The organism is Helicobacter ailurogastricus, assembly GCF_001282945.1.
Lineage (GTDB): Bacteria > Campylobacterota > Campylobacteria > Campylobacterales > Helicobacteraceae > Helicobacter > Helicobacter ailurogastricus.
In genome coordinates this window covers 314,594-336,536 of the sequence record NZ_CDMG01000002.1, presented here as the reverse complement: position 1 = coordinate 336,536, position 21,943 = coordinate 314,594, and the positions used below count along the sequence as shown (strand labels likewise).

25 protein-coding genes are annotated in these 21,943 nt (G+C 48.7%); 10 read left to right on the top strand and 15 right to left on the bottom strand.

Annotated features, from left to right (window positions below):
• Positions 1–64: 64 nt before the first annotated feature.
• Positions 65–1,864: a translational GTPase TypA gene (gene typA / locus HAL07_RS01800; protein ID WP_053944880.1), complete on the top strand. Its 1,800-nt coding sequence runs from the start codon at positions 65–67 to the stop codon at positions 1,862–1,864.
• Positions 1,865–1,881: 17 nt separating this feature from the next.
• On the top strand, positions 1,882–4,242 hold the full coding sequence (locus tag HAL07_RS01795) for a ribonucleoside-diphosphate reductase subunit alpha (protein ID WP_053944879.1): 2,361 nt from the start codon (positions 1,882–1,884) through the stop codon (positions 4,240–4,242).
• Positions 4,243–4,457: 215 nt separating this feature from the next.
• Here the strand turns inward: HAL07_RS01795 and HAL07_RS01790 are convergent, their stop codons facing one another.
• From HAL07_RS01790 to HAL07_RS01725, 14 genes are all read right to left on the bottom strand, one after another.
• A complete protein-coding gene (locus HAL07_RS01790; protein ID WP_053941665.1) occupies positions 4,458–4,649 on the bottom strand; it encodes a hypothetical protein in 192 nt (63 codons plus the stop codon).
• 212 nt (positions 4,650–4,861) lie between these two features.
• Positions 4,862–5,314 (bottom strand): DMT family transporter, encoded by a 453-nt coding sequence (locus HAL07_RS01785; RefSeq protein ID WP_053944878.1) that lies wholly within the window; start codon positions 5,312–5,314, stop codon positions 4,862–4,864.
• A 26-nt stretch (positions 5,315–5,340) separates the two neighbouring features.
• Complete coding sequence (locus tag HAL07_RS01780) at positions 5,341–5,661, bottom strand: hypothetical protein (RefSeq protein WP_053941667.1); 321 nt, start codon at positions 5,659–5,661, stop codon at positions 5,341–5,343.
• Positions 5,651–6,964 carry a DHH family phosphoesterase gene (locus tag HAL07_RS01775; RefSeq protein ID WP_082355777.1) on the bottom strand — a complete coding sequence of 438 codons (1,314 nt, stop codon included), beginning with the start codon at positions 6,962–6,964 and terminating at the stop codon, positions 5,651–5,653. The genes HAL07_RS01780 and HAL07_RS01775 overlap by 11 nt, the downstream gene beginning before the upstream one ends.
• A complete protein-coding gene (locus HAL07_RS01770) occupies positions 6,964–7,692 on the bottom strand; it encodes a 7-carboxy-7-deazaguanine synthase QueE (protein WP_053941668.1) in 729 nt (242 codons plus the stop codon). The genes HAL07_RS01775 and HAL07_RS01770 overlap by 1 nt, the downstream gene beginning before the upstream one ends.
• A complete protein-coding gene (locus HAL07_RS01765; RefSeq protein WP_053944877.1) occupies positions 7,689–8,315 on the bottom strand; it encodes a 6-pyruvoyl trahydropterin synthase family protein in 627 nt (208 codons plus the stop codon). Before HAL07_RS01765 ends, HAL07_RS01770 begins: the two co-directional genes overlap by 4 nt.
• Positions 8,316–8,960 carry a hypothetical protein gene (locus tag HAL07_RS01760; RefSeq protein WP_202903463.1) on the bottom strand — a complete coding sequence of 215 codons (645 nt, stop codon included), beginning with the start codon at positions 8,958–8,960 and terminating at the stop codon, positions 8,316–8,318. It abuts the gene before it with no gap.
• A gap of 21 nt (positions 8,961–8,981) precedes the next feature.
• Positions 8,982–9,746 (bottom strand): 5'/3'-nucleotidase SurE, encoded by a 765-nt coding sequence (surE, locus tag HAL07_RS01755; protein ID WP_053941671.1) that lies wholly within the window; start codon positions 9,744–9,746, stop codon positions 8,982–8,984.
• Positions 9,743–10,651, bottom strand: coding sequence for a polyprenyl synthetase family protein (locus tag HAL07_RS01750; protein ID WP_053945037.1), 909 nt, complete (start codon positions 10,649–10,651; stop codon positions 9,743–9,745). Before HAL07_RS01750 ends, surE begins: the two co-directional genes overlap by 4 nt.
• The gene (locus tag HAL07_RS01745) at positions 10,638–11,648 is read right to left on the bottom strand and encodes a DUF7488 domain-containing protein (RefSeq protein ID WP_233702610.1); all 1,011 of its coding nucleotides are present in this window, start codon (positions 11,646–11,648) and stop codon (positions 10,638–10,640) included. The genes HAL07_RS01750 and HAL07_RS01745 overlap by 14 nt, the downstream gene beginning before the upstream one ends.
• Complete coding sequence (locus HAL07_RS01740; RefSeq protein WP_053941672.1) at positions 11,638–11,940, bottom strand: YbaB/EbfC family nucleoid-associated protein; 303 nt, start codon at positions 11,938–11,940, stop codon at positions 11,638–11,640. Before HAL07_RS01740 ends, HAL07_RS01745 begins: the two co-directional genes overlap by 11 nt.
• Positions 11,934–12,296: an aspartate 1-decarboxylase gene (panD, locus tag HAL07_RS01735; protein ID WP_053944875.1), complete on the bottom strand. Its 363-nt coding sequence runs from the start codon at positions 12,294–12,296 to the stop codon at positions 11,934–11,936. The genes HAL07_RS01740 and panD overlap by 7 nt, the downstream gene beginning before the upstream one ends.
• Before the next feature lie 8 nt (positions 12,297–12,304).
• On the bottom strand, positions 12,305–14,533 hold the full coding sequence (locus HAL07_RS01730; RefSeq protein WP_053941674.1) for an AAA family ATPase: 2,229 nt from the start codon (positions 14,531–14,533) through the stop codon (positions 12,305–12,307).
• On the bottom strand, positions 14,533–14,949 hold the full coding sequence (locus HAL07_RS01725; protein WP_053941675.1) for a universal stress protein: 417 nt from the start codon (positions 14,947–14,949) through the stop codon (positions 14,533–14,535). The genes HAL07_RS01730 and HAL07_RS01725 overlap by 1 nt, the downstream gene beginning before the upstream one ends.
• Positions 14,950–15,061: 112 nt before the next feature.
• Between HAL07_RS01725 and bioD the strand changes: the two genes are divergently transcribed.
• The 4 genes from bioD (at position 15,062) to cmoA (ending at position 17,901) form a co-directional block, all read left to right on the top strand.
• Positions 15,062–15,721 carry a dethiobiotin synthase gene (gene bioD / locus HAL07_RS01720; RefSeq protein ID WP_053944874.1) on the top strand — a complete coding sequence of 220 codons (660 nt, stop codon included), beginning with the start codon at positions 15,062–15,064 and terminating at the stop codon, positions 15,719–15,721.
• 70 nt (positions 15,722–15,791) lie between these two features.
• Positions 15,792–16,433: a superoxide dismutase [Fe] gene (sodB, locus tag HAL07_RS01715; RefSeq protein ID WP_053944873.1), complete on the top strand. Its 642-nt coding sequence runs from the start codon at positions 15,792–15,794 to the stop codon at positions 16,431–16,433.
• 2 nt (positions 16,434–16,435) lie between these two features.
• Complete coding sequence (locus HAL07_RS01710; protein WP_053944872.1) at positions 16,436–17,212, top strand: thiazole synthase; 777 nt, start codon at positions 16,436–16,438, stop codon at positions 17,210–17,212.
• A complete protein-coding gene (gene cmoA, locus HAL07_RS01705; RefSeq protein WP_053941679.1) occupies positions 17,209–17,901 on the top strand; it encodes a carboxy-S-adenosyl-L-methionine synthase CmoA in 693 nt (230 codons plus the stop codon). The genes HAL07_RS01710 and cmoA overlap by 4 nt, the downstream gene beginning before the upstream one ends.
• Before the next feature lie 178 nt (positions 17,902–18,079).
• On the opposite strand, the gene HAL07_RS01700 is transcribed toward cmoA, so the two are convergent.
• Positions 18,080–19,111: a bifunctional 3,4-dihydroxy-2-butanone 4-phosphate synthase/GTP cyclohydrolase II gene (locus HAL07_RS01700; protein WP_053944871.1), complete on the bottom strand. Its 1,032-nt coding sequence runs from the start codon at positions 19,109–19,111 to the stop codon at positions 18,080–18,082.
• Between the two features lie 90 nt (positions 19,112–19,201).
• Here HAL07_RS01700 and modA point away from each other — a divergent pair, with 90 nt between their 5' ends.
• Genes modA through HAL07_RS01680 form a run of 4 tightly spaced genes read left to right on the top strand, consistent with a single transcriptional unit; the run spans position 19,202 to position 21,943 of the window.
• Entirely contained in the window at positions 19,202–19,924 is a 723-nt protein-coding gene (gene modA / locus HAL07_RS01695) for a molybdate ABC transporter substrate-binding protein (RefSeq protein WP_053941681.1), read from the top strand.
• Positions 19,914–20,591, top strand: coding sequence for a molybdate ABC transporter permease subunit (gene modB / locus HAL07_RS01690; protein ID WP_053941772.1), 678 nt, complete (start codon positions 19,914–19,916; stop codon positions 20,589–20,591). Before modA ends, modB begins: the two co-directional genes overlap by 11 nt.
• 46 nt (positions 20,592–20,637) lie before the next feature.
• Positions 20,638–21,312, top strand: a complete 675-nt coding sequence (locus HAL07_RS01685; RefSeq protein ID WP_053941682.1) for an LPP20 family lipoprotein — start codon at positions 20,638–20,640, stop codon at positions 21,310–21,312.
• 31 nt (positions 21,313–21,343) lie between these two features.
• Positions 21,344–21,943 (top strand): HP0838 family lipoprotein, encoded by a 600-nt coding sequence (locus HAL07_RS01680; protein ID WP_053945035.1) that lies wholly within the window; start codon positions 21,344–21,346, stop codon positions 21,941–21,943.

Sequence of the window (21,943 nt, the reverse complement as noted above, 5' to 3'; positions counted from 1 at the left end):
TTGCCCTAAGTAAAGTTTGGTTATACTAGCCCCTCCAAAAATCTACCATAACCAAGAGGCTTAGATGCAAAAGATTAGAAATATCGCTGTCATCGCGCATGTCGATCATGGCAAGACCACTTTAGTGGATGGTTTGCTCACCCAATCGGGGACTTTTGGCGAGCACGACAAGGTCGATGAGCGCATGATGGATAGCAACGATTTAGAAAGGGAGAGGGGGATCACCATCCTTTCTAAAAACACAGCGATCCACTACAAAGACACCAAAATCAACATCATAGACACCCCCGGACACGCCGACTTTGGGGGAGAAGTGGAGCGGGTGCTTAAAATGGTCGATGGGGTTTTGCTCTTAGTGGATGCGCAAGAGGGCGTGATGCCCCAAACCAAATTTGTGGTGAAAAAGGCGCTCAGTTTTGGCATTTGCCCCATTGTGGTGGTCAATAAAATTGACAAGCCTGCCGCCGAGCCCGATCGGGTGGTCGATGAAGTCTTTGACTTGTTCGTGGCGATGGGAGCCAGCGATGCGCAATTAGACTTCCCCGTGGTGTATGCCGCCGCGCGCGATGGCTATGCTATCAAAGATTTGGGCGATGAGAAAAAGAACCTAGAGCCCCTATTTGAAACGATCGTCTCGCATGTGAGCGCGCCCAGCGGAGAGGCAAATAACCCTCTACAGATGCAAATCTTCACCCTAGATTACGACAATTATGTCGGCAAGATCGGCATTGTGCGGGTGTTTAATGGGCAGATCAAAAAGGGGGACATGGTCGCTTTGTATAAAAGCGATGGGAGCAAGGAGAGCGGGCGTATCACAAAATTGATTGGCTTTTTAGGGCTAGCTAGAATGGAGATCGAGCAGGCACAGGCGGGCGACATTGTCGCCATTGCCGGCTTTAATGCGATGGATGTGGGCGATAGCGTGGTCGATCCCAATAATCCTATGCCCTTAGACCCCATGCACCTTGAAGAGCCTACCATGAGCGTGGTGTTTGCCATCAACGACTCTCCGCTGGCCGGCACGGAGGGCAAGCATGTAACGGCCAACAAGCTTAAAGATCGCCTGCTAAAAGAGATGCAAACCAACATTGCGATGAAGTGCGAGGAAATGGGCGAGGGCAAGTTTAAAGTGAGCGGTCGGGGGGAATTGCAGATCACCATTTTAGCCGAGAATTTACGCCGTGAAGGCTTTGAGTTTAGCATCTCCCGCCCTGAAGTCATTGTTAAAGTCCAAGATGGCGTGAAACTAGAGCCTTTTGAGCACTTAGTGATCGACACTCCCCAAGATTTTAGCGGGGCGATCATTGAGCGATTGGGGCGGCGCAAGGCGGAGATGAAAGCGATGAACCCGATGAATGATGGTTATAGCCGCTTAGAATTTGAGATTCCAGCTAGAGGGCTGATTGGCTATCGCTCTGAGTTTTTAACCGACACCAAGGGCGAGGGCGTGATGAACCATTCATTTTTAGAGTTTCGCCCCTTTAGCGGAGGCGTGGAGTCACGCAAAAACGGGGCGTTGGTGAGCATGGAAAATGGGGAGGCGACCGCGTTTTCTCTGTTTAATATCCAAGAGCGGGGCACGCTCTTTATCAATCCGCAAACAAAAGTCTATGTCGGCATGGTGATTGGCGAACACAGCCGCGACAACGATTTAGAGGTCAATCCCATTAAATCCAAACACTTAACCAACATGCGTGCCAGCGGAAGCGATGATGCGATCAAACTCACCCCCCCAAGACTGATGGCACTAGAGCGCGCTCTAGAGTGGATCGAAGAGGACGAACTTTTAGAAATCACCCCTCTAACCTTGCGTATCCGCAAAAAAGTTTTAGACCCCACGGCACGCCGCCGTGTCAAAAAATGACCGATTAAAGGCAATTGATGGAAATGACAGCAACCAAGCGCAACGAGCGCACCGACTCGATAGACATGGAAAAGATACGCCAAAGCATACAAAAAGCGACAGAGGGCATAGAGGGCATTAGTGCCGATGAGCTAGAAGCCGAGGCGCAACTTTATTTTAAAGACAGCCTTGGCACGCAAGACGTGGCGCAAGCTTTGATTCGCATGGCAGTGGATAAAATAGATGTGGATGCGCCTAATTGGAGCTTTGTCGCCGCTAGACTTTTCTTAGAAGACCTTTATGAAAAGGTGAGCGGGTTTCAGGGCTACTTGCCCTTCAAAAAATATTTGGAGCTGGGTGAAAGCAAGGGGCGCATTGTGCGGGGCTTTAAAGAAAAGTTTGATTTGGATCTGTTGAATAAGGCCCTTGAGCCTAAGCGGGATTTGCAATTCAACTACTTAGGCATTAAGACTCTGCATGATCGCTATTTACTCAAAGACGAATTCAACCACCCGATCGAATTGCCCCAACACATGTTTATGGCGATTGCGATGTTCTTGGCCCAAAATGAGAGCGATCCTAATGAAAAAGCCCTAGAGTTTTATGGGGTTTTAAGCCGCTTTGAGATGATGTGTGCCACGCCCACACTCGCCAACGCCCGCACCCCTAATCACCAACTCAGCTCTTGCTATGTCGGCTCGACCCCGGATAACATTGAGGGGATTTTTGATAGCTATAAGGACATGGCACTGCTTTCAAAATACGGCGGGGGCATTGGGTGGGATTTTAGTCAAGTGCGCTGTTTAGGCAGCTACATTGATGGGCACAAAAGCGCAAGCGCAGGCGTGATCCCTTTTTTAAAGATCGTCAATGATGTGGCAATTGCGGTCGATCAACTCGGCACGAGAAAGGGCGCAATCGCGGTGTATTTAGAAGTTTGGCACATGGATATTTTGGAGTTCATTGATCTGCGTAAAAACAGCGGAGATGAGCGCCGCCGCGCGCACGATCTCTTCCCCGCGTTGTGGATTTGCGATTTATTCATGGAGCGGGTGGAAAACGATGAGATGTGGTCGCTCTTTGACCCCTATGCATGCAAAGATTTAACCGAGTGCTACGGAGCCAAGTTTAAAGAAAAATATTTGGCCTACGAGCAAAACCCCCACATCGGCAAGGAGAAAATCAGCGCACGCACGCTTTGGAAGCGCATTTTAACCAACTACTTTGAAAGCGGTTTGCCCTTTTTAGGCTTTAAAGACAGCGCCAACCGCGCCAACCCTAATGCCCATGTGGGGATGATCCGCTCCTCCAACCTTTGCACTGAGATTTACCAAAACACGAGCTCGAGCCACTACAAAGTGCAAGTGGATTTTACCGATGGCGCGCGGGTGTATTTTGAGGAAGAGGACCTTGTTTGCACCGATGCAGGCATTGAAAAAAAGGCAAATAAACTCACCAGCAACGACTTTTTAAACGGGCAAAAAATCTTTATGGCAACTAAAGTCCCTAAAGAGGGCACGCTTGCCGTGTGTAACCTAGCGAGTTTAAATTTAAGCAAGATCAACACCCCCAAAGACATTGAGCGGGTCGTGCCCATTGCCGTGCGCATGCTCGACAATGTCATTGATTTAAACTTTTACCCCACCACCAAAGCCAAGCGCACGAATTTAAAAAGCCGCGCGATCGGGCTGGGTGTGATGGGCGAGGCGCAAATGCTCGCCCAAGCGCAAATTGCTTGGGGGAGCCAAGAGCACGCCGCCAAAGTCGATGCTTTAATGGAGAAAATCAGCTATGAAACCATTAAGGCAAGCAGCGCATTAGCCAAAGAGCGGGGCTCTTATGCTCACTTTGAGGGTTCGGAGTGGAGTAGGGGCATTTTCCCCATCGATAAGGCCAAGCTGGAAGCCCTAGAAATCAGCCCGCACAAGAGCGCCTGCGATTGGGCTGGCCTAAAAGCGCAGGTGCAAACACAGGGGCTCAGAAATGGCTATTTAATGGCAATCGCGCCCACTAGCTCTATATCTATCCTAGTCGGCACGACCCAAACCATCGAGCCCATTTACCAAAAAAAGTGGTTTGAAGAGAATTTAAGCGGGATGATCCCCGTAGTGGTGCCAAACTTGAACCTTGACACTTGGAGCTACTACACTTCCGCCTACGATGTTGATCCGAAAGACATTGTCCGCCTAGCCGCCGTGCGCCAAAAGTGGATCGATCAAGGCCAGAGCCTGAATCTTTTTTTACGCCTCGATAAGGCCAATGGCAAACTCTTACACGAAATCTACCACTTGGCGTGGAAACTCGGGCTAAAATCCACCTACTACCTACGCACCCAAAGCCCCCATTTAGAAGAAAAAAGTGTCTTTGACCGCTCCATTGAGTGCCACCATTGCCAATAACTTAATGGGGTTTTTGCTCTAATGCCCTAAAGTTGGGGCATGTGAAATTAAAGCGCGCGTTTGTTTTGCGCGTTTTTTTATGCAGTGGCCACGCACAGCGATAAGCCATCACACTCCAACCCGCGCAAGTCTGCAAAGGTCGGCCACGCCCTCACTCCAAAATACAGTAGTCGGGCACACCCCCTAGGCTCTTTAAAAGATAGATAAATTTTGAATCATTTTTTAAACCCCTTAAAGATTTGTCCAAACAGACTTAAGGAAGTTTTGCGCATGCTCTGCCCGCATTTGGGGCAAGTTGCGCTCATTTGCGCTAAATCTGTCGGACTTAAAGCATCGCTTTTAAAAGCCACGGTTTTAGAATACCCGCAAGGACAGACAAGTTTATAAGGCTTGGGCGCGATGGGCATGGAACGCTCCACTAAAAGAAAGTGGGTTACTCTAACACAAGAAAAATAAACAAAGCAAACTCAAAACCCTAAAGATTTTCTAAACCCACGCTTTTAAGTTACGCACAACACCAAAGATTTTTAGCATTTTTGTATCAATTCGTTGTGTTTGCGCCCTTAAGCAGGGTTATTGCCCCGCATTTTAAAAACGCTTTAAAAACGCTACGCGTTTTTTATTTAAAAATGTCCTTGTAGAAAAAGACAATAATCCCAAAGATGATGAGCGTTAGCCCGAGGATTTTAGACAGGCTGATGGTTTTTTGCGCCAATCCAAAAGCCCCGATGGAGTCTAAGAATAAACCCATGCACAACTGCCCCACAAGCAAAAAGACGAGCATGGGGGCTAGCCCAATTTTGGGCGCGCTGGTGATGGTTGTAAAGACCACAAAAGAGCCCAACAGCCCGCCTATGTATTTCCACCACTCTTGTTGCCCTAAAAGTTTCAAAGTGTCACCCTGTATTTGGTGAAACACCCGTGCTAAAACCAGCAAGCACAAAGTCCCTATCAAAAACGAAAAAAACGCCGCAAAGACACTCACGCCCCCCATGTCTCTAGCCAGTGCTGCGTTAACGGGGGCTTGTAAGGCTAAGGCCATGCCTGCTAAAAGTGCAAAAATATAAAACATTTTTTGTTCCTTTAAAAGTTTTGGTTTTACAGCTTAATTTCTAGACATTTTAATTCTTTATCAAAGGGATCAAACTCGCCCACAAGGCATAGGGAGTTTGGGGGGCAAAAGTGGATATGGTGCTTGGGGGGGCAAAACCACCACTTACACACCAAAAGAGCGGTGTGATCTTCTAAGATGAGCTCGATGTGTTGGCCTGTGCGTCCCAAAAAACGCCACGATTTTAAGGGGGCGCAAACCTCAAATAGGGGTGTGGGATTGCCCACCCCATAAGGCTCACCTTTGGCATAAAGCTCTAAAAACTCAGGGCTAAAAAAGACCTCTAAACTTTGGGCCTTAAAAAGCATGCGCTTGCCCTAAAAACTCTAAAGCTTGTTGAAATTCATTTTCATTTGCAAAGACGAGCCCGCACGCCTGCTTATGCCCCCCGCCTTGCACGCCAATGCCCTTGTCTTTAAGGTGGGCTAAAATTTGCATTAAATCCGCTTCTTTTGCCCTCAAGGACGCTTCTATGCTCTCGTTTTCATAGCGCCAACACAGGGCCACAACCCCCCCCATTTCTAAGAATTGATTGGCCAGCATGCCTAAAACCCCTCTAGGGATGTGCCCGCCCGCATAGATGAGCGGGCCTTTTTTTGTGGGTTGCAGGGTCTTTTTGATCTCTTGAATACACTCTTTGCGTTTTTGATTGGTCTGCACTAAAAGCGCGGCGTAAGTGGGGTTAGCCTCTCTTGTGGCGAGCAAATCCACAACCAAATTGCAATGGCAAAAGCCCTCAATGCCATCGAGCCGTCCCACGGCGTTGATGAGCGGAATGATGTCCCATGCTAGGGTGCTTAGTTTATAGGGGTTTTGGTATTTTTGGGCTAAATACAAGGCTTTAAGCGAGTCTGGCATAGCAGTTTTTAGGGTGCAATCCATGCGCTGCACGAGTTGCCGGTTATAAGGCGTGCTTAAGTCCATCATGTCGGCTATGGTGCTAAGTCCGGCCAAGATCTGCAAATACTGCAAGTGATCTAGGCGCATTTTTACCCCGTAGTGCTTGGCGTAGGCGAGCAAAAATAAATACCCTACGCACGCCCCGCTAATGCCCTTAAAGGGGTGCTTGGAGCTTAAGAGGGGATGCACAAAGGCATCGCAAGCGGGGATGCGCCCCTCTAAAAATTCGTGGTGATCGCTTAGAATTAGGGGCGTGTTGTGGGCGTGTAAAAAGGCACACACTTCATCGGGGATGGTTGCCCCATTGTCAATGGTGATGAAAAGGCTATTGTTAAAATCTAGGGCTTGCCCGCCAATAACCTCCTCCCTAGCGTTGTAGCTGGTCTTTACAAAACGCTTTTTTGTGGCGTAAGCCTCTAAGAGCGCGACACTCATGCCATAGCTGTCGGTGTTGCGTCTAGGGATGATGTAATTGATGTTAGGATAATTTAGCACCTCTTTAAAGAAGTACAGGGCTAAAGCCGTGCCGCTCATGCCATCACAATCGTAATCCCCCCCAAGAATGATTTGCTTTTGCGCTTTTAGGGCGTTGTGCAGCAATTCTAATGCCTTTTGCCCCTCGCCCATTTCTAGCACGCTATCTAGGCTGAATTTATGCGTGCCATCCTCCTTGCTGATGGCTTCGATGTGTGCTCTAAACGCCTCTAACATCAACGCCCCGCCTCATTGCCCCAAAGCTGGATGTGTAGCCTTTGCCCCAAAGAGTAGCCATGCGCTAAGGCCACTTCTGCTAAACCCTCTAAACCCTCTTGTAAGCGCTCCTTGTCTGTGGCTAGGGGCATAAGATAGACTAAGGGAGGGGTTTTAAAGCACAATTGTTTGAGTAAATTTTGCACCTCGTGTATGTCTGTCGGATTTTTTAGCACAAATTTTAAGACCACTTCTAGGGCGTGATCTAAAATGTTTTGTAGGGGTTTTAGGGGGGTTGTTTCTTGGCTAAAAGATAATTTAGGGCTTAAAGTGAAATGCAAAGAATCTAAAGGCGGGCTAAAGTCGAAAAGCACACTCCCATTGCTCTCGACCCAAAGAACATGTCCCCTTTCTTGCAAGATTTGCAACGCCTCAAGCAAAATGGGGTTTTTAAAGTGCAGGCTTGGCTCGCCCCCCGTTAAGACAATCAAAGGCAAGCAAGCGGGGTTAAAAGCGGGGAGTTTATCTAAAAGCTCCCCAGCGCTCTTTAGATATTGCCATTTAGAATTAGGGCGCACGGCGTAGATGCTATCACAGCCCATAAACTCTTGCCCCTCAATATTTGCCCTCACTCCAAAGCCCACGCATTTAAAATTGCACCCCCCTAAACGGATAAAGACACTCGGTTGCCCCACACAAGAGCCCTCGCCCTGCAAGCTGTAAAAGGTTTCTACTAAAGGTAGGCTCATATTTGGGCTAGGGGCTTTGGGCTAGCAAAGGGTTTTTTAGGCGCACAAGGGGAGTTTTTTTTGGCCTTGTGGTAATTTAAAAGCTGCTCTAAGAGTTTAGGATTTGGCATGTCCTTTAAAATGGCGGGCGAAAAAACCACGCTCTCTAAAGAGATCGCGCCCATTAAAGCGGGATTGCTTAAATCCTCTGTCTCGCTTTGGGCATAGCCATAGCTGGTTTCATGCACCCTCACAGAGCAGACTCCCACTGCCTCGTTGTTGTGTAGCTCTGTCGCCTCTAAAATCGCACTAATGAAAAGATGGAACATTAAGGCGTAATGCTCGGCACTGGGATTAAAGCTTAGTTTGACATAACGCGCGCTTGTGCTGGTGATGAAGTTTTTAAAGCCTTCGGCTTCCTTGTCCCAAAAATGATGCGCATGATCAAATGCATCGATGAAGCTAGCGATTTCGTTTTTAAAAATCCCAAAATCTAAAGCCATGCCCGCCTTGTCTAGTTTATGCGCCTGTAAAAAGACTTCCACTTGGTAGTTATGCCCGTGGATGCTCGTGGCGCACCGCCTAGAGGTGCAATTACGCACAATGTGGCTCGCACAGAAGTGAAAAGAGCGGCGGATTTGCATTCAACGCCTATAACATGGTTGGTATATGGGGAGCTGATGGAAGTAGCGGTAATGCTCTGAGCGGGTAAAGTCAATGCGCCCAATGGTGTTAGAGATCAACTCCTCATACAAGCGGTTATACCCGCAAGTGTCCCCGCTCACGCTCCCATCGATGTAAAGCACCCGTTTATTTAAAACATTGTCCCACCAATCTAGGATAAAATGCGAGCCTGCCAACATTTTAGAATATGCCGAAAAGCCATTGATGGCGTAGTAGTCTGTGGGGACTTTGGCACAATAAAATTGCCCTTCATGCCAATAACAGCGGTTGCTCTTGGCTCTGTCTATCAGGATGTAGTGGTAGGCGAGCACGGGCACAGCAGAGACATTGCGCACCACTTGGGCGTAAATGACATTTTTTGCCTTAGCCGGGGGGTATTCAAGCATGCTAAAGACATTGTAAAAACCGAGCTCTTGCAGGTCGTAGATGATGAGTTGGATATAAAAGGAGGTGACCATGTCAGCGGTGTCATAGACCACAACGGTGGGCGAGCTCACATTAAAGACATAGCCTGCCCGCACTTCTGAGAAATAGCCCATATTCAGGCGATGGCAACCGCTCAAAAGAAAGACCAACAACCACAAAAAAAGGTGCCTCGTTTTCATAAACCCCATTTTACTATAAGTTTAGGCAAACCAGCCTTGCAAGCCCTCTAAATCGGCGTAACTTGTCATGTTGAGCGTGATGGGGCTGATGGACACAAACCCTTCTTTAAGGGCCTTAAAGTCGCTCACCACGCCCTCTCTCTCCTCCCAGCGCAAAGGATTGACCCCCATCCAGCAGTATTGCTTGCCCTTAGGGTCTTGTTTGCAGTGGATGTTGTTGGCATACAAGCGGATGCCCTGTTGGGTGATTTTCACGCCCTTAAAGTGCGGGCTTTGGGGGACATTGACATTTAAGAACTTGCGCCCCTTAAGGGGGAAGCCTTGCAAGCATTTTTCTACTAATTTTAGGGCGATTTGTTTAGCCAGCGCAAAATCAAAATGGCTAAAGAGTTTGCGCTCTTTGATGTATTGGGACAAGGCGATGGAGGGGATGTTGTGGATCGTCCCCTCAATGGCCCCGGCGGCCGTGCCCGAGTAAAGCACATCCTCTCCCATGTTTGAGCCATGGTTGATCCCTGAGATCAGCAAATCAAAGGGGCGCTTGGCAATGGATAGGGCTAAACACACGCAATCGGTGGGTGTGCCATCATCCACGCGGTAATACCCCTCCCCCATTTGCTCTAAACGTAGGGGCAGAGTGGTTGTAACGCCATGCCCGCAGGCAGATTTTTCATTTTTAGGGGCGACCACCAGCACCTCAGCGACCCCCTCTAAAGCCTCTTTTAAAGCCAAAAGCCCTCTAGCTTCGTAGCCGTCATCATTAGTGAGTAAAATATAAGGCTTCATGCCAAACTCTCCAGCAAATGCGTTAAATATCCTTTGAGAGCGGGGGGCAAAATCTCTAATCTCTCTAAAAGTTGCGCTTGCAAGGTGGCTAAATACCCTTGCGCCCCATTTAGGCCCAACAAATGTACGTAAGTGTTTTTCAAACCATCGGCTTGGGTGCTTTTGCCCGACTGCTCGGGGCTTTGGGTGGCATCGATGATGTCATCGCGCACTTGAAAGAAAAGACCCATCAGCAAGCCCAGATCAAAAAGGGTTTGGGCCAAGCGGGCGGGGGTTTTGCTAAACTCTTTGGAAATGAGTGCGCCCATTTTAAGGCTTGCGGCAATGAGCTTGCCCGTTTTGAGGATGTGTAATTCCTCTAATTGCGCACGCCACAACTCTTGCCCCTCAAAGTGGCAATCTAAAGCCTGCCCTAGCACCATCCCTCTAACCCCTCCACATTGCGCTAGAGTCGCCACTAAGCACACCTTTAGGGGGCTTGGCAGTTTGGAGCAAGCGATCAGCTCAAAGGCGTAGGTGTTTAAACCATCGCCCACTAAAGTAGCGGTGGTTTCGTTGTAGGTGGTGTGTAAGGTGGGATGACCGCGGCGCAGGGGGGAGTTGTCCATGCAAGGCAGGTCATCGTGGATCAATGAATAAGTGTGCAACACCTCTAGGGCTAGAGCGATGGGAAAAGCCCGCTTAACGCGTTGAGGTGAGCGCACAAAGGCGCACACAACGGCCAGTAAAAGCTTGGGCCTAAAGCGCTTGCCCCCATTTAAAAGCATTTCCCAAAAGGCGGTTTCAAATTTAAAAGAGGGGTCAAAAGGAGGATCGAAGTTTTGTAATGTGGGCTTGTTTGCCACAAGATAGCCCTCAAACGCGGTGCAAATTTCTTGATAAAAGCGCAAATTAGAGTCGGACATAAAACTCAAAACCATTTCTTAAAACCAACAATTCAATCCGCCCTTGCATGTAGGCGTGGCTTAGAGCGTGGCGTAAAGCGGCGAGTTTTTGTGCGAAACTTGCGCTTGCGGGGGCGATGGGCTTGCGGTTGATCCACACGAGCTTGTCTCCCACTTGCAAGAGCTTAAAATCGCGGGGGCGGTTTTTATTGAGGGTTTGGATGACAAAATGCCCGTTAAGCTTCACGCCAAAGCGCTCTAAAAAGCTGTCTGGCAACAAAAACCCCCCATAGCGTTTATCCACTCTAACACTCAAAGTCTTGTAACGCCCCCCTCGCAACACCTGCACGCTCGCGCGCTCTTGGTAGGCAAGGTTACTCACCACCCACTCGAATTCTTTAACATTGTTGATGGCGCGCCCATCGATGTTTGTGATTTTATCTTGCTCTAAAAAGGGGTTGTTTTGAAAAAAAGGATCGACACTCTCCACCACCACGCCCCCTCTTTGGCGCACCCTCACCCCGATGTCGCCATAATAGGGCGTGCTTTGGCGTAAAAAGCGCTTGATGTAGCGAGCTTCAATAAAGCCCTCCCCCACACCCACACCATAAATTTGGTAGCAAATATTGCTCACCACGCCATTGAGCGCCACGGGGGTAGAAAATTGGGCGTAGTCTAAAAACCCCCCTTGGCGTTTTACAATGTGCCCGGGAGTGGCTTTGTCTGCGCTAACACTAGCCAGCGGGTGGGTGTAGGCGTGCTCATCGATGTCTAAGAGATTGTAAGCAAATTCTGTGGGGGGGGTTTTAAGGACATAAAAGCCGATGAAAGGGTCAGCTTTTAAGACTTTCGCCCCCTTGGCAAGTTTGCCATGCGCAAAAGACACCTGCCTGTTTTTCCAAAACAAGGAGACACTGCCCGCGTGGCTTGCCCGCTTGTAGTAGCCTTGACAATGGGAGAAGTCATAGCCCTTGAGCGCACCAAAGGCCAAGAGCACGGCAAAAAGCTTATTTCGCAAAGGGATTTAAGCCCCCCAACATGCCAAAGGCTGAAGTTTTGCGCGCCTCCTCAACTTGTTTATAAGCCTCGTTGAGCGCGCTGATTAAATAGATTTGCAAGGCTTCTTTGTCCTCTAACAAGCCATCATCAATGAGAATGTCTAACAACTCGCCCGCCCCATTAAATTGCACCTTAACAAGCCCGCCCCCACTCTTGGCTTCAAAGGTGGTGTTCTTGCTCTTTTCCTCCATTTCTTTAATTTGCTCTTGTAGGCTAGAGAGCAAACCGCCAAACTGGCCAAAATCTAACATGGGTTCTCCTCCAGTATCGGGGCGTTGTGTTGATCCACAAACACAATATGGGGCTTGTGGGTGGGTAGTTGCTCAAGAGAGAGCGACACATAAGCGACAATGATGACAAGGTCGCCTTGCTGCACAAGTCGGCTCGCCGCCCCATTGACGCAAACCTCGCAATCTTTGCCCGCAATGACATAGGTGCTAAAACGAGCCCCGTTATTGACATTCAAAACATCGACTTTCATGAAGGGGGCGAGTCTAGCGGCCTTGAGCAAATCCTCGCCCAAAGTGATCGAACCTTGATAATTTAAATTCGCGTCTGTAACAACAGCGCGGTGGATTTTACTATAAAGAGCTTGGATCGAAGGCATCGCTCACCTCAAGGCGTTTTCGTGGTCTGGCGCATCTTGCGGGGTTTGCTTGCAGTTTTAAGGACAAGTTGCATTTCTTGGTTGCGCCATATAAATCTTGCGCTCCCCCCCTCCTTGAGCCCACCAAAGAGCAGGGCATCGCTGAGTTTCACCTTGATGTGCGTATGGACCAGTTTTTCTACAACGCGTGCGCCCAATGGGTCTTTTAAACACAAGGATGCGAGATGAGCGATCGCCGACTTATCCACAACTAGGCTGATGTTTCTAGGGGCCAGCACGGCTTCTATTTTTTTGCACTCTTTTTGCACTACACACTCTAAATGCGGCAAATCTAAGGGCTTGAAAGTCAAAACTGCGTCCAATCTTGAGCGTAGCTCTGGGCTTAAAAGCTCCTTTAGGGCTTGGTGGTACTTGTGGGTGTTGTCCTCCAAAAAGCCCAACTTGCCCAAAGTTTGGCTGCCCGCATTGGAAGTTAAAATTAAAATCGTGTGCCTAAAATCGCTCTTTTTTCCGCTATTGTCTGTCAGGGCCGCGTTATCGGTGATTTGCAAGAGCAAATCATAAACATTGGGGTGTGCTTTTTCAATCTCATCGAGCAGGAGTACACAGCGGGGATGCTTTCGCATGGCATTGACCAAGAGCCCGCCCTGCTCAAAGCCCACATAGCCCGAGGGCGCGCCGATGAGTTTAGAAATGCTGTGGGGTTCCTTATACTCGCTCATGTCAAAGCGCTCTAAATGCAAGTGCATGTGTTTGGCTAGAGCTTTGGCTAACTCCGTCTTGCCCACCCCGCTAGGGCCGACAAATAAAAAGCTTGCAATGGGCTTTTGCGCGCCGCTCAGACCTGAAGCGTGGATTTTTATGGTTTCCACTAGGCGGGCAATCGCCTCTTCTTGGGCAAAGACCTCTTTTTTAAGCTGTTCTTCTAGCCCCTTCAAGTGGTTCTTTTTCTCTGGGCTAATGTGGGCTTTAGGAATATCGATTTTAAAAGAGAGTACATTTTCAATGTCGCTTTTAGAGATAGTGGGGGGGTTGGTGTTTGGGGCGTAGATTTTCTTAAACGAGCCGGCCATGTCCATAAGATCGATCGCCTTGTCGGGCAAAAAGCTTTCATGCAAGTAATGCACCGACAAATCCACACAAGCTTTTAAAGCCTCTTTGCTGTATTTGACCTTGTGGTGGCGTTCGTAGTAGCCAGCGATGTCGTCTAAAATGCCGTAACAATCCTCTTTAGAGGGCTCTAAAACATCGATTTTACTAAAGCGGCGGCAAAAAGCCTTGTCCTTTTCGAGCACTGCGCGAAACTCGTCAAAAGTGGTCGCCCCAATGCAACTTAAACTCCCATCGGCCAGCATGGGTTTTAAGATATTCGCCCCATCAAGCGCGCCTGCACTAGAAGCCCCAGCCCCTAGCACGGTGTGGATTTCATCAATGAATAAAATGCTCCCCTTGTCCCTTTGGAGCTCTTTTAGGGTTTTTTTCAAGCGTTTTTCAAATTCGCCCCGATACTTGCTCCCCGCGACCATCGCACTTAAATCTAGGGCGTAAATCGTGCGCCCTAACAAAAATGGGGGGACCTCCTGCCTAGCGATCTTTAAAGCCAAGCCCTCTGCAATGGCGGTCTTTCCCACGCCCGGCTCGCCCACCAATAGAGGGTTGTTTTTCTTGCGCCGCCCCAAAATTTCGATCACATTTTTGATTTCTGCTTCTCTGTGAGACACCGGGTCAATGGCGTTTCTAGCGGCTAGGGCGTTTAAATCCCGGGCGAATTTTCTAAGGGCAGGGGTCTTTTCTTTAGAGAAAGTTAGGGGGGGTTGCTCTAAAATTTTAGGGCCATCGACCCCATAGGTTTTCAAAATCTCTGTGGCGTAGCAGGGGATTTTTTCAACCATGAGCCACAGCAAGTCTTGCACATCCAGGACTTTGTGGGGCATTTCTTTGGCATAACGGCTTAAAGTCTGAAAAAGGCGGTTAAGGTGCTCGTCATTGACGGGGGTCTTGCCATGGCTTTCTAGGGCGTTTTCGTAGGTGGGAATATTCTCGGTGAGGTAATTTTGTGCTAGCTGTTTGGCCTCATCGATGTCTAAATCCAGCCGTTTTAAAAACCCCTGCACTTCTTTATCGTTGAGCATGATAAAAAACAAATGCTCAGGGGTGATGTAGCGGTGGGAGAGCTTACTAGCCAGCGCTAGGGCGGCGTTTAAGAGCCGATTTAGTCTTGTCGTGATGGGGGGCATTATTTTGCCACCAAAACGGGGATGGGGGAATTATCGATGAAGCTGTTTTGGTGCGACCCAAAAAGGCGGTAAAACATCGAAGACTCGCTAGCCCCAATCACCAAAAGATCGAAACTGGGTGCCATCTCCAGCACAATATCCACAGGATTACCCATTTTAAGCACCGTTTCGCAAGAGATGCCCTCTTGGGTGAAAAGCTCCATGAACTCATCGATAAGTTGCTTAGATTGTTCGTTTGCCACGACCTCGGTTTGGCTGTAATTCATGATCCCGCTTTCAGGATAAATCAAAACCTCCGGACTCACATGCACCAAAGTAAAATGCACTTCTTTGATCTTAGAGAAGAGCCTAATTGCCGCATCCACCCCGCTTCTACATTCTTGCGTATCGCTGATTCCAAAAAGTACTCTAAGCATAAAAAACCTCACAGACTTTTCCCAGCATTATAAGAAAGTTAAGCTAAAAGTATCGTTAGGGAGCATTTGTATTATAATACACCGCTACTAAAAACCACAACAAGGATTTTACATGCACCGCCCCATTTTTGTCAGCGCCACAAACACAGATATGGGCAAAACCACCATAGCCCTTAAATTAGCCAAACTTTACAATGAACGGGGGATCAAAACCTTCTTAGTTAAGCCCATTGAAACGGGCATCAACACGCAAGAAACCAGCGATGCCGAAACTTTTTTAGAGGAAAACCAGCACATAGACCCCGATTTAACCTTAGACGACATCAGCTTTTACCGCTTTGTTTTAGCGGCAAGCCCCTTTGTGGCCTCCCGTTTTGAGCCCCACCTGCCCCCCATAGACTTTAAGCACATCGAAAAAAAGTTAAAAGCCTTGCAAGAGCGGTGCGACCTGCTCATCATCGAAGGGGTCGGGGGCTTGCTCGTGCCCCTAGATGAAAAAGTGCGGATTGTGGATTTAGCCCTCCATCTCAAAACAAAACTGCTTTTAATTAGCGCAAGCAAGCTTGGCATGCTAAACGACCTTTTGTTGAATCTGCACTACCTGAGTGCGGGTAAAATCCCCTGCCAAATCGCCATCAACATGCTCGAAAGCCGCGCCTACTACCAGACCAACAAGCCTTACATAGACTATCTTAATAACAGTCTAAAAGACCCAATTTTGGTTTTTCAAGAACAACAAGAGCTCTTGCTAAACCGCCTGCTGGAATCCTAAAAGCCCTTGTTTATCAAAAATGCAATTAAAATGATTATAATAGCCCTCTATTTCAATTTAAGGAGAAAACATGTTTGTTTTAAGAGAATTGCCCTACAGCAAAGACAGCATGGGAGATTTTTTAAGCCCCACCGCCTTTGACTACCACCACGGCAAGCACCACCAAGCCTATGTCAATAACCTCAACAACCTCATCAAAGACACGGAATTTAAGGACAGCTGTCTATTCACCATCCTCACCAAATCCAGCGGAGGGGTGTTTAACAACGCCGCCCAAATTTACAACCACGATTTTTATTGGGATTGCTTGAGTCCTAAGGCCACAGAAATGAGCGCAGAGCTCAAAGAAGCCCTAGAGCATGATTACGGCTCTTTAGAGGGCTTTAAAGAGGCCTTTATTAAAAGCGCAACCACGCTTTTTGGCTCTGGCTGGAATTGGGCGGTCTATAACCCCGCTAACCACAAGATCGAGATCGTGCAAACCAGCAACGCTCACACCCCTGTAACCGAGCATAAGGTCCCCCTCTTGGTCGTGGATGTGTGGGAGCACGCCTACTACATCGATCACAAAAACGCCCGCCCCGTGTATTTGGAGAAATTCTACGAACACATCAACTGGGTGTTTGTGTCTGCCTGCCTAGAGTGGGCCAAAAAAGAGGGCTTAGGCTCTGTGGATTACTACATCAACCAAATCGTGCATAAGAAAGCCTAGCGGTGCAAGACCCCCTCATTATCGGCTCTAAAACCTTTGCCTCGCGCCTGATTGTAGGCAGTGGCAAGTATAAGGATTTTGCCACCACCAAGCAGGCGACCTTGGCCAGCGGGGCGGAGATGATCACCGTGGCCGTGCGGCGTGTGAATATCACAGACCCTCACAGCGAAAACCTGCTAGACACTTTTAAGGACACGGGCATTAGCTTTTTGCCAAACTCGGCAGGGTGTCGCACCGCCCAAGAGGCGATCGCCCTTTTCAGGCTTGTCAAAGAGGCCACCGGGATTGATTTTATCAAACTGGAAATTATCGGGGATGATCGAACGCTCTATCCGGATGTGCTAGAAACTCTGCACGCTTGCGAGGTCTTGGCTAAAGAGGGCTTTTGTGTGCTCGCTTATAGCAATGACGATCCCATCATGGCTAAAAAGCTTGAAAACGCCGGAGCGAGTGCTGTAATGCCTCTAGCCTCTCCCATTGGAAGCGGGCTTGGCATCCAAAACCGCTACAATGTCGGCTTCATTAAAGAGGCGGTGAGTGTACCCGTGATTGTAGATGCGGGCGTGGGCTGTGCCTCGGATGCCAGCATTGCCATGGAGCTAGGTGCAGATGGGGTTTTAACAAACTCGGCCATCGCGCTCGCCCAAGACCCGGTGATGATGGCAGAGAGCATGAAATTTGCCGTCATAGCGGGGCGTAAGAGTTATTTAGCCGGGCGCATTCCAAAAAAAGCCTACGCCAGCCCTAGCTCGCCCGTCTTTGGTTTAGCCCAGTTGTGAAGGACACCCTTTTTAACGCTCCCCTGCCCAAACGCTTTGAGTTTGATAGCCAAGTGGCGGGCATGTTTGATGACATGCTGGAGCGCTCCATCCCCTATTACCAAGAAACACTCAAATTAGCCAGCCACTTTATCGCCCAAGACTTAGAGGGTGCGCTCTACGATTTGGGCTGTTCTACGGGTAATTTTTTGGCCGCTCTAGCCCCCCTTGTGGATACGCCCTTAGTGGGCATAGACAACTCCCCTAGCATGCTCGAAAAGGCGCAAGAGAAATTAAGCGCCCCTCATGTGGTGTTTCGCTGCGAAGACCTGCTCACCACCTCTTTAGAAGATGCGGGGGCGGTGAGCCTGCTTTATACTTTGCAATTCATCCGCCCCCTCCAGCGCCAAGCCCTCTTAGAGCGCATTTTTGACGCGCTAAGGCCCGGGGGCGTGGTGGTGGTGGCCGAGAAAATGATGAGCATGGATCGCATTTTGGACAAGCAAATGGTCGAGCTTTACTATCTGTATAAGCAGGCGCAAGGCTACACTTTAAACGAAATCAGCTTTAAAAGAGAGGCCCTAGAAAATGTACTCGTGCCTTACAGCCTGCAAGAAAACACCGCCCTTTTAGAGCGCGCCGGCTTTAAACAGCCCGAAGTGCTCTTTAAATGGGTGAATTTTGGCCTCTTGTTCGCGCGTAAGGCTTAGATTTATCCTAGATTAAGAGGAGAGATGATACGCATTGCTAAAAAAGCACGCCGACATCATCAGATGGCTTGTGATATGGTTAGAGCTTCTTTTACACCTTGAGATACTCAAGCGCAAGTAGCCTCTTTTAGGGTTCTGTTTCAGCGGGACAACTTTGACTCAATCTTTGAGCAAGACACTAAGGGCAAATCGCCTCTAACATTTCCAAATCAAAGCCCTTTAGTGCGGTGTATTCGGGGCTATCTTGCGTGGTGAGCAGGCGAAAAGTCTTAATGCCTAAACTTTTAAGCACCAGTGCCCCGATGCCAAAGTTTTTTAGTGTGTCATGCACTTTAGCCTGCGGGTCGATAAACACCAACACTCCCCCCTCAAGGCGCAACCTCTCCACAACCCGCATAAAAAAGTTATAGTTTTGTGCGTGGCTTAAAAGCTCGTGATCGCTTCGGATGATGTGAAAGCGCACCAAAGGAGCATTGCCCAAGTCTGCAAACCGATAGACAAAGTGCTTCCTCTTTAGATGGTCTAAAAATACCAAGCTATGGCAATACACACCTGCTAACTGGGCGGGCGACTCTTCTAGCAAGCGTAAAAGGTTTTCACTTTGCAGGCGGTAGCTCACAATGTCAGACACATACAAAACCTTAAGATCGTGGGTTTTGGCAAAGTCTAATAAAAATTTATCCCCCCTCTTTGCCATCGAGCCATCCTCTTTCATGATCTCACAAATCACGCTCACCGGTTTTAGCCCCGCTAATTTACACAAATCCACGCTCGCCTCCGTGTGCCCTGTGCGCACCAACACCCCTTCTTCTTTGGCAATGAGGGGGAAAATGTGCCCGGGGCGCACAAAGTCTTCAGGTGTGCTGTGTTCTTTGCACAAAAGCTCAATGGTTAATGAGCGTTCATAAGCAGAAATGCCCGTTTTAGCCGCCCTCGCGTCAATGGAGATGGTAAAAGCCGTTTCATGTTTGGAGTCGTTGTGGCTCACCATCGGTTTTAGCTCAAACTTGCTCGCGATCTCTTGAGTTAAAGCGACACAAATGAGCCCCCTTGCGTGTTTTGCCATGAAGTTGATTTTTTCAGGGGTGGTGAAAATGCCAGCCATCACCAAATCCCCCTCGTTTTCGCGATCCTCATCGTCCATTAAGATCACCAACTCCCCATTTTTTAAGGCCTTGATCGCTTCTTCTACTCTCTTTAAATTTGTCATACACTCCCTTTAGGCTAAAGCAAACATTGTAGCACAATGCCATATTGTTAATGCGTATGAGATATAATTTCAAATAAACAGGAGACCTTTATGCGTTTTTTATGCCTTGTTTTGTTGGTGGGTTTTTGCTATGGGGCGCAAATTAAAGTCGCGGCGGCGGCGAATTTGAGCCGAGCCCTACAAGCGATCAAAGTGGCATTTTTAAAAGAGCACCCTAAAGACAAGGTGCTTTTGAGTTTTGGTTCTTCGGGGAGTTTGTTTAAGCAAATCACACTGGGCGCGCCCTATGATTTGTTCATCAGCGCCGACAAAGCCCGCCCCCTACGATTGGTGCAAGGGGGCTACACCCCTTATCCCGTGCAAGTCTATGCACGAGGGGTGCTGGTGCTTTGGAGCACAACCAGAAAAGTGAAGTCTTTAGACGCTTTGCAAGACTCTTTCAAGCATTTGGCGATTGCCAACCCTTCGCTGGCCCCCTATGGGCGCGCGGGCATGGAAGTGTTGAAAAAGTTGCACCTTGCCGACACTTTGCAGCTTAAGATCGCTGAGGCCAACTCCGTGGGGCAGGCAACCTCCTATGTCGCTAGCAAAGCCGCACAGCTGGGCTTTAGCGCGCTCTCTTTAATGGATAAAAAGGCGCACTATTTGATTGTCCCCCAAGAGTATTACAGCCCCATAGAGCAGGCGATGGTACTCACCAAAGCGGGCGGGGATAAAGCACTGGCTAAGGATTTTGCAGATTTTATTTTGAGCGTTAAGGGGCAAGCCATCCTTAAATCCTATGGCTACTTGGTTCCCCCCTTTGGAAGCTAATTTTTACGCCACTCTAGCCCTCACTTTTAAACTCGCCGGGCTAACAACTCTTGTTTTATGCCCCATAGGGCTGGCTTTGGGGGCATATTTGGCGTTTAAAGACGGGCTTTTAAAACTTGTGATCGAAACCCTAACTTGGATGCCCTTGATCTTGCCCCCCACGGTGTTGGGCTTCTATCTCTTGGTGCTCTTTGCGCCTGAAAACCCTCTAGGGGCGTTTTTGCAAAAGTTTAACATCCACCTCGTTTTTAGCTTTAGCGGACTGGTGCTAGCCAGCGTCATTTTCTCTTTGCCCTTTATGGTTAATCCCATCCAAAACGCCCTAAAGAGCCTCCCGCAATCTTTGAAGGAAGCCAGCTACACGCTGGGTAAAAGCAAAACGGCCACTTTTTTTCAGGTGCTCTTGCCCAACATCAAGCCCGCTTTGCTCATGGCGATCATCACGACTTTTGCACACACTGTGGGCGAATTTGGGGTGGTGATGATGGTGGGGGGCAACATTGAGGGAGAAACAAGGGTAGCAAGCATCGCCATTTACACCCAAGCGGAAGCAAATGATTTAGCCTTGGCGAATCGATACGCGCTCACTCTGAGCATTTTAAGCTTTGTACTCCTCTTTAGCATGCTTTTCGTCCAAAAACGGGCACAGGCTTTTTACAAATTTTAGGGTTTTTGTGTTAAAATGGGGGCTTAAATTATCCAAAGGTCGTGTGATGAAGCGAGAAGCGCATTTAGAGTCTGTCGTTGGCGTTTTAAAAAAAGCCGCCCCCTTTTGCTTGTCCGTTGGGCTAGCTGCAGTTTTGGTGGGGTGTGGTTGGTTTAAAAAGCCCGGGATCACGCAGCTCATCCCGCCCTCAGCTACGGGTTTGCAGGCTCCCATTTACCCACCCACAACTTTCAACAATGGGCGCAGCAACCACTCCATGCCCGTTTTTCCCAAATCCCCCTCTTCTCCACAGATTGAGACGCGCTTTGACAATTCCTCCCAAAATGTTGCGCCCAGCGCATCCGCTGGAGAGAGTGGCATGATTGCCAACACCCCTATCCTCACTCCCACAAATGTGATTGAGCTCAGTGCGGTGGGGATGGGTGTCGCGCCTGAATCAACCATTTCGCCTTCTCAAGCCCTAGCTTTGGCTAAAAGGGCGGCGATTGTGGATGGTTACCGCCAGTTGGGCGAGAAGATGTATGGGATTCGCGTGAATGCCACCGACACGGTTAAAGACATGATTTTGCAAAACTCTGTGATCAAAACAAAGGTCAATGCCTTGATCCGCAACGCCGAGATCACGGAAACAATTTACAAAGATGGGCTTTGCCAAGTGAGTATGGAGCTAAAGCTAGACGGGCGCATTTGGTACAATGTCTTTAACCGCGCGCGCGGGTAGGGCAACGGATTAGAATTTGCGCCGGGGTTGTTTGTGGGGGCGTTTATTGGCGGTTGGGCTTTTTGGTTTCCTTGTGAGTGCGTGCCACCACCAGCCAAAACCTGAAAAACCCCATAAGTCTCATAAGCCCCACAAGCCTCATAAAAAGTTTTTTATTAAGAAGAGTTATGCAGAGCGCCAGCGGGAGCAAGAGGCCAAGATCAAGCAGGAGTTGGCCAAATTCAAACTCATCTACATTTACACGCCGGTTCTGCGTTTTTACGATTACGGGACGATCGGACGCACCAAAGAAGGGGATTTAGAGCTCGTGCTGTATAAACTCAGTAAGCGGCTAGGCGACATTGTCATTAAAAAAAATTACATTTGTTTTTCGGGTACTTGCATGGCAAAATGGAGCGCGGCTAGGGACATGTTTGGCAAAGTCAGCTATGGCGATCTTTTCGATGACATCGTTTTAGGGCGCGACATTTTTCAAGGCATGGGCAAGCAGATCGCCCCCAATGGCACGCTCATCCAGCGCTTTGTAGAAAATGGGGAATTGATCTACTACGAGCGCAACCCGGAAAAAATATTGTTTCAAAACATGACCACGGGCGTGGCCATCGTGTTTGAAGCCTACCACCCGCAATGA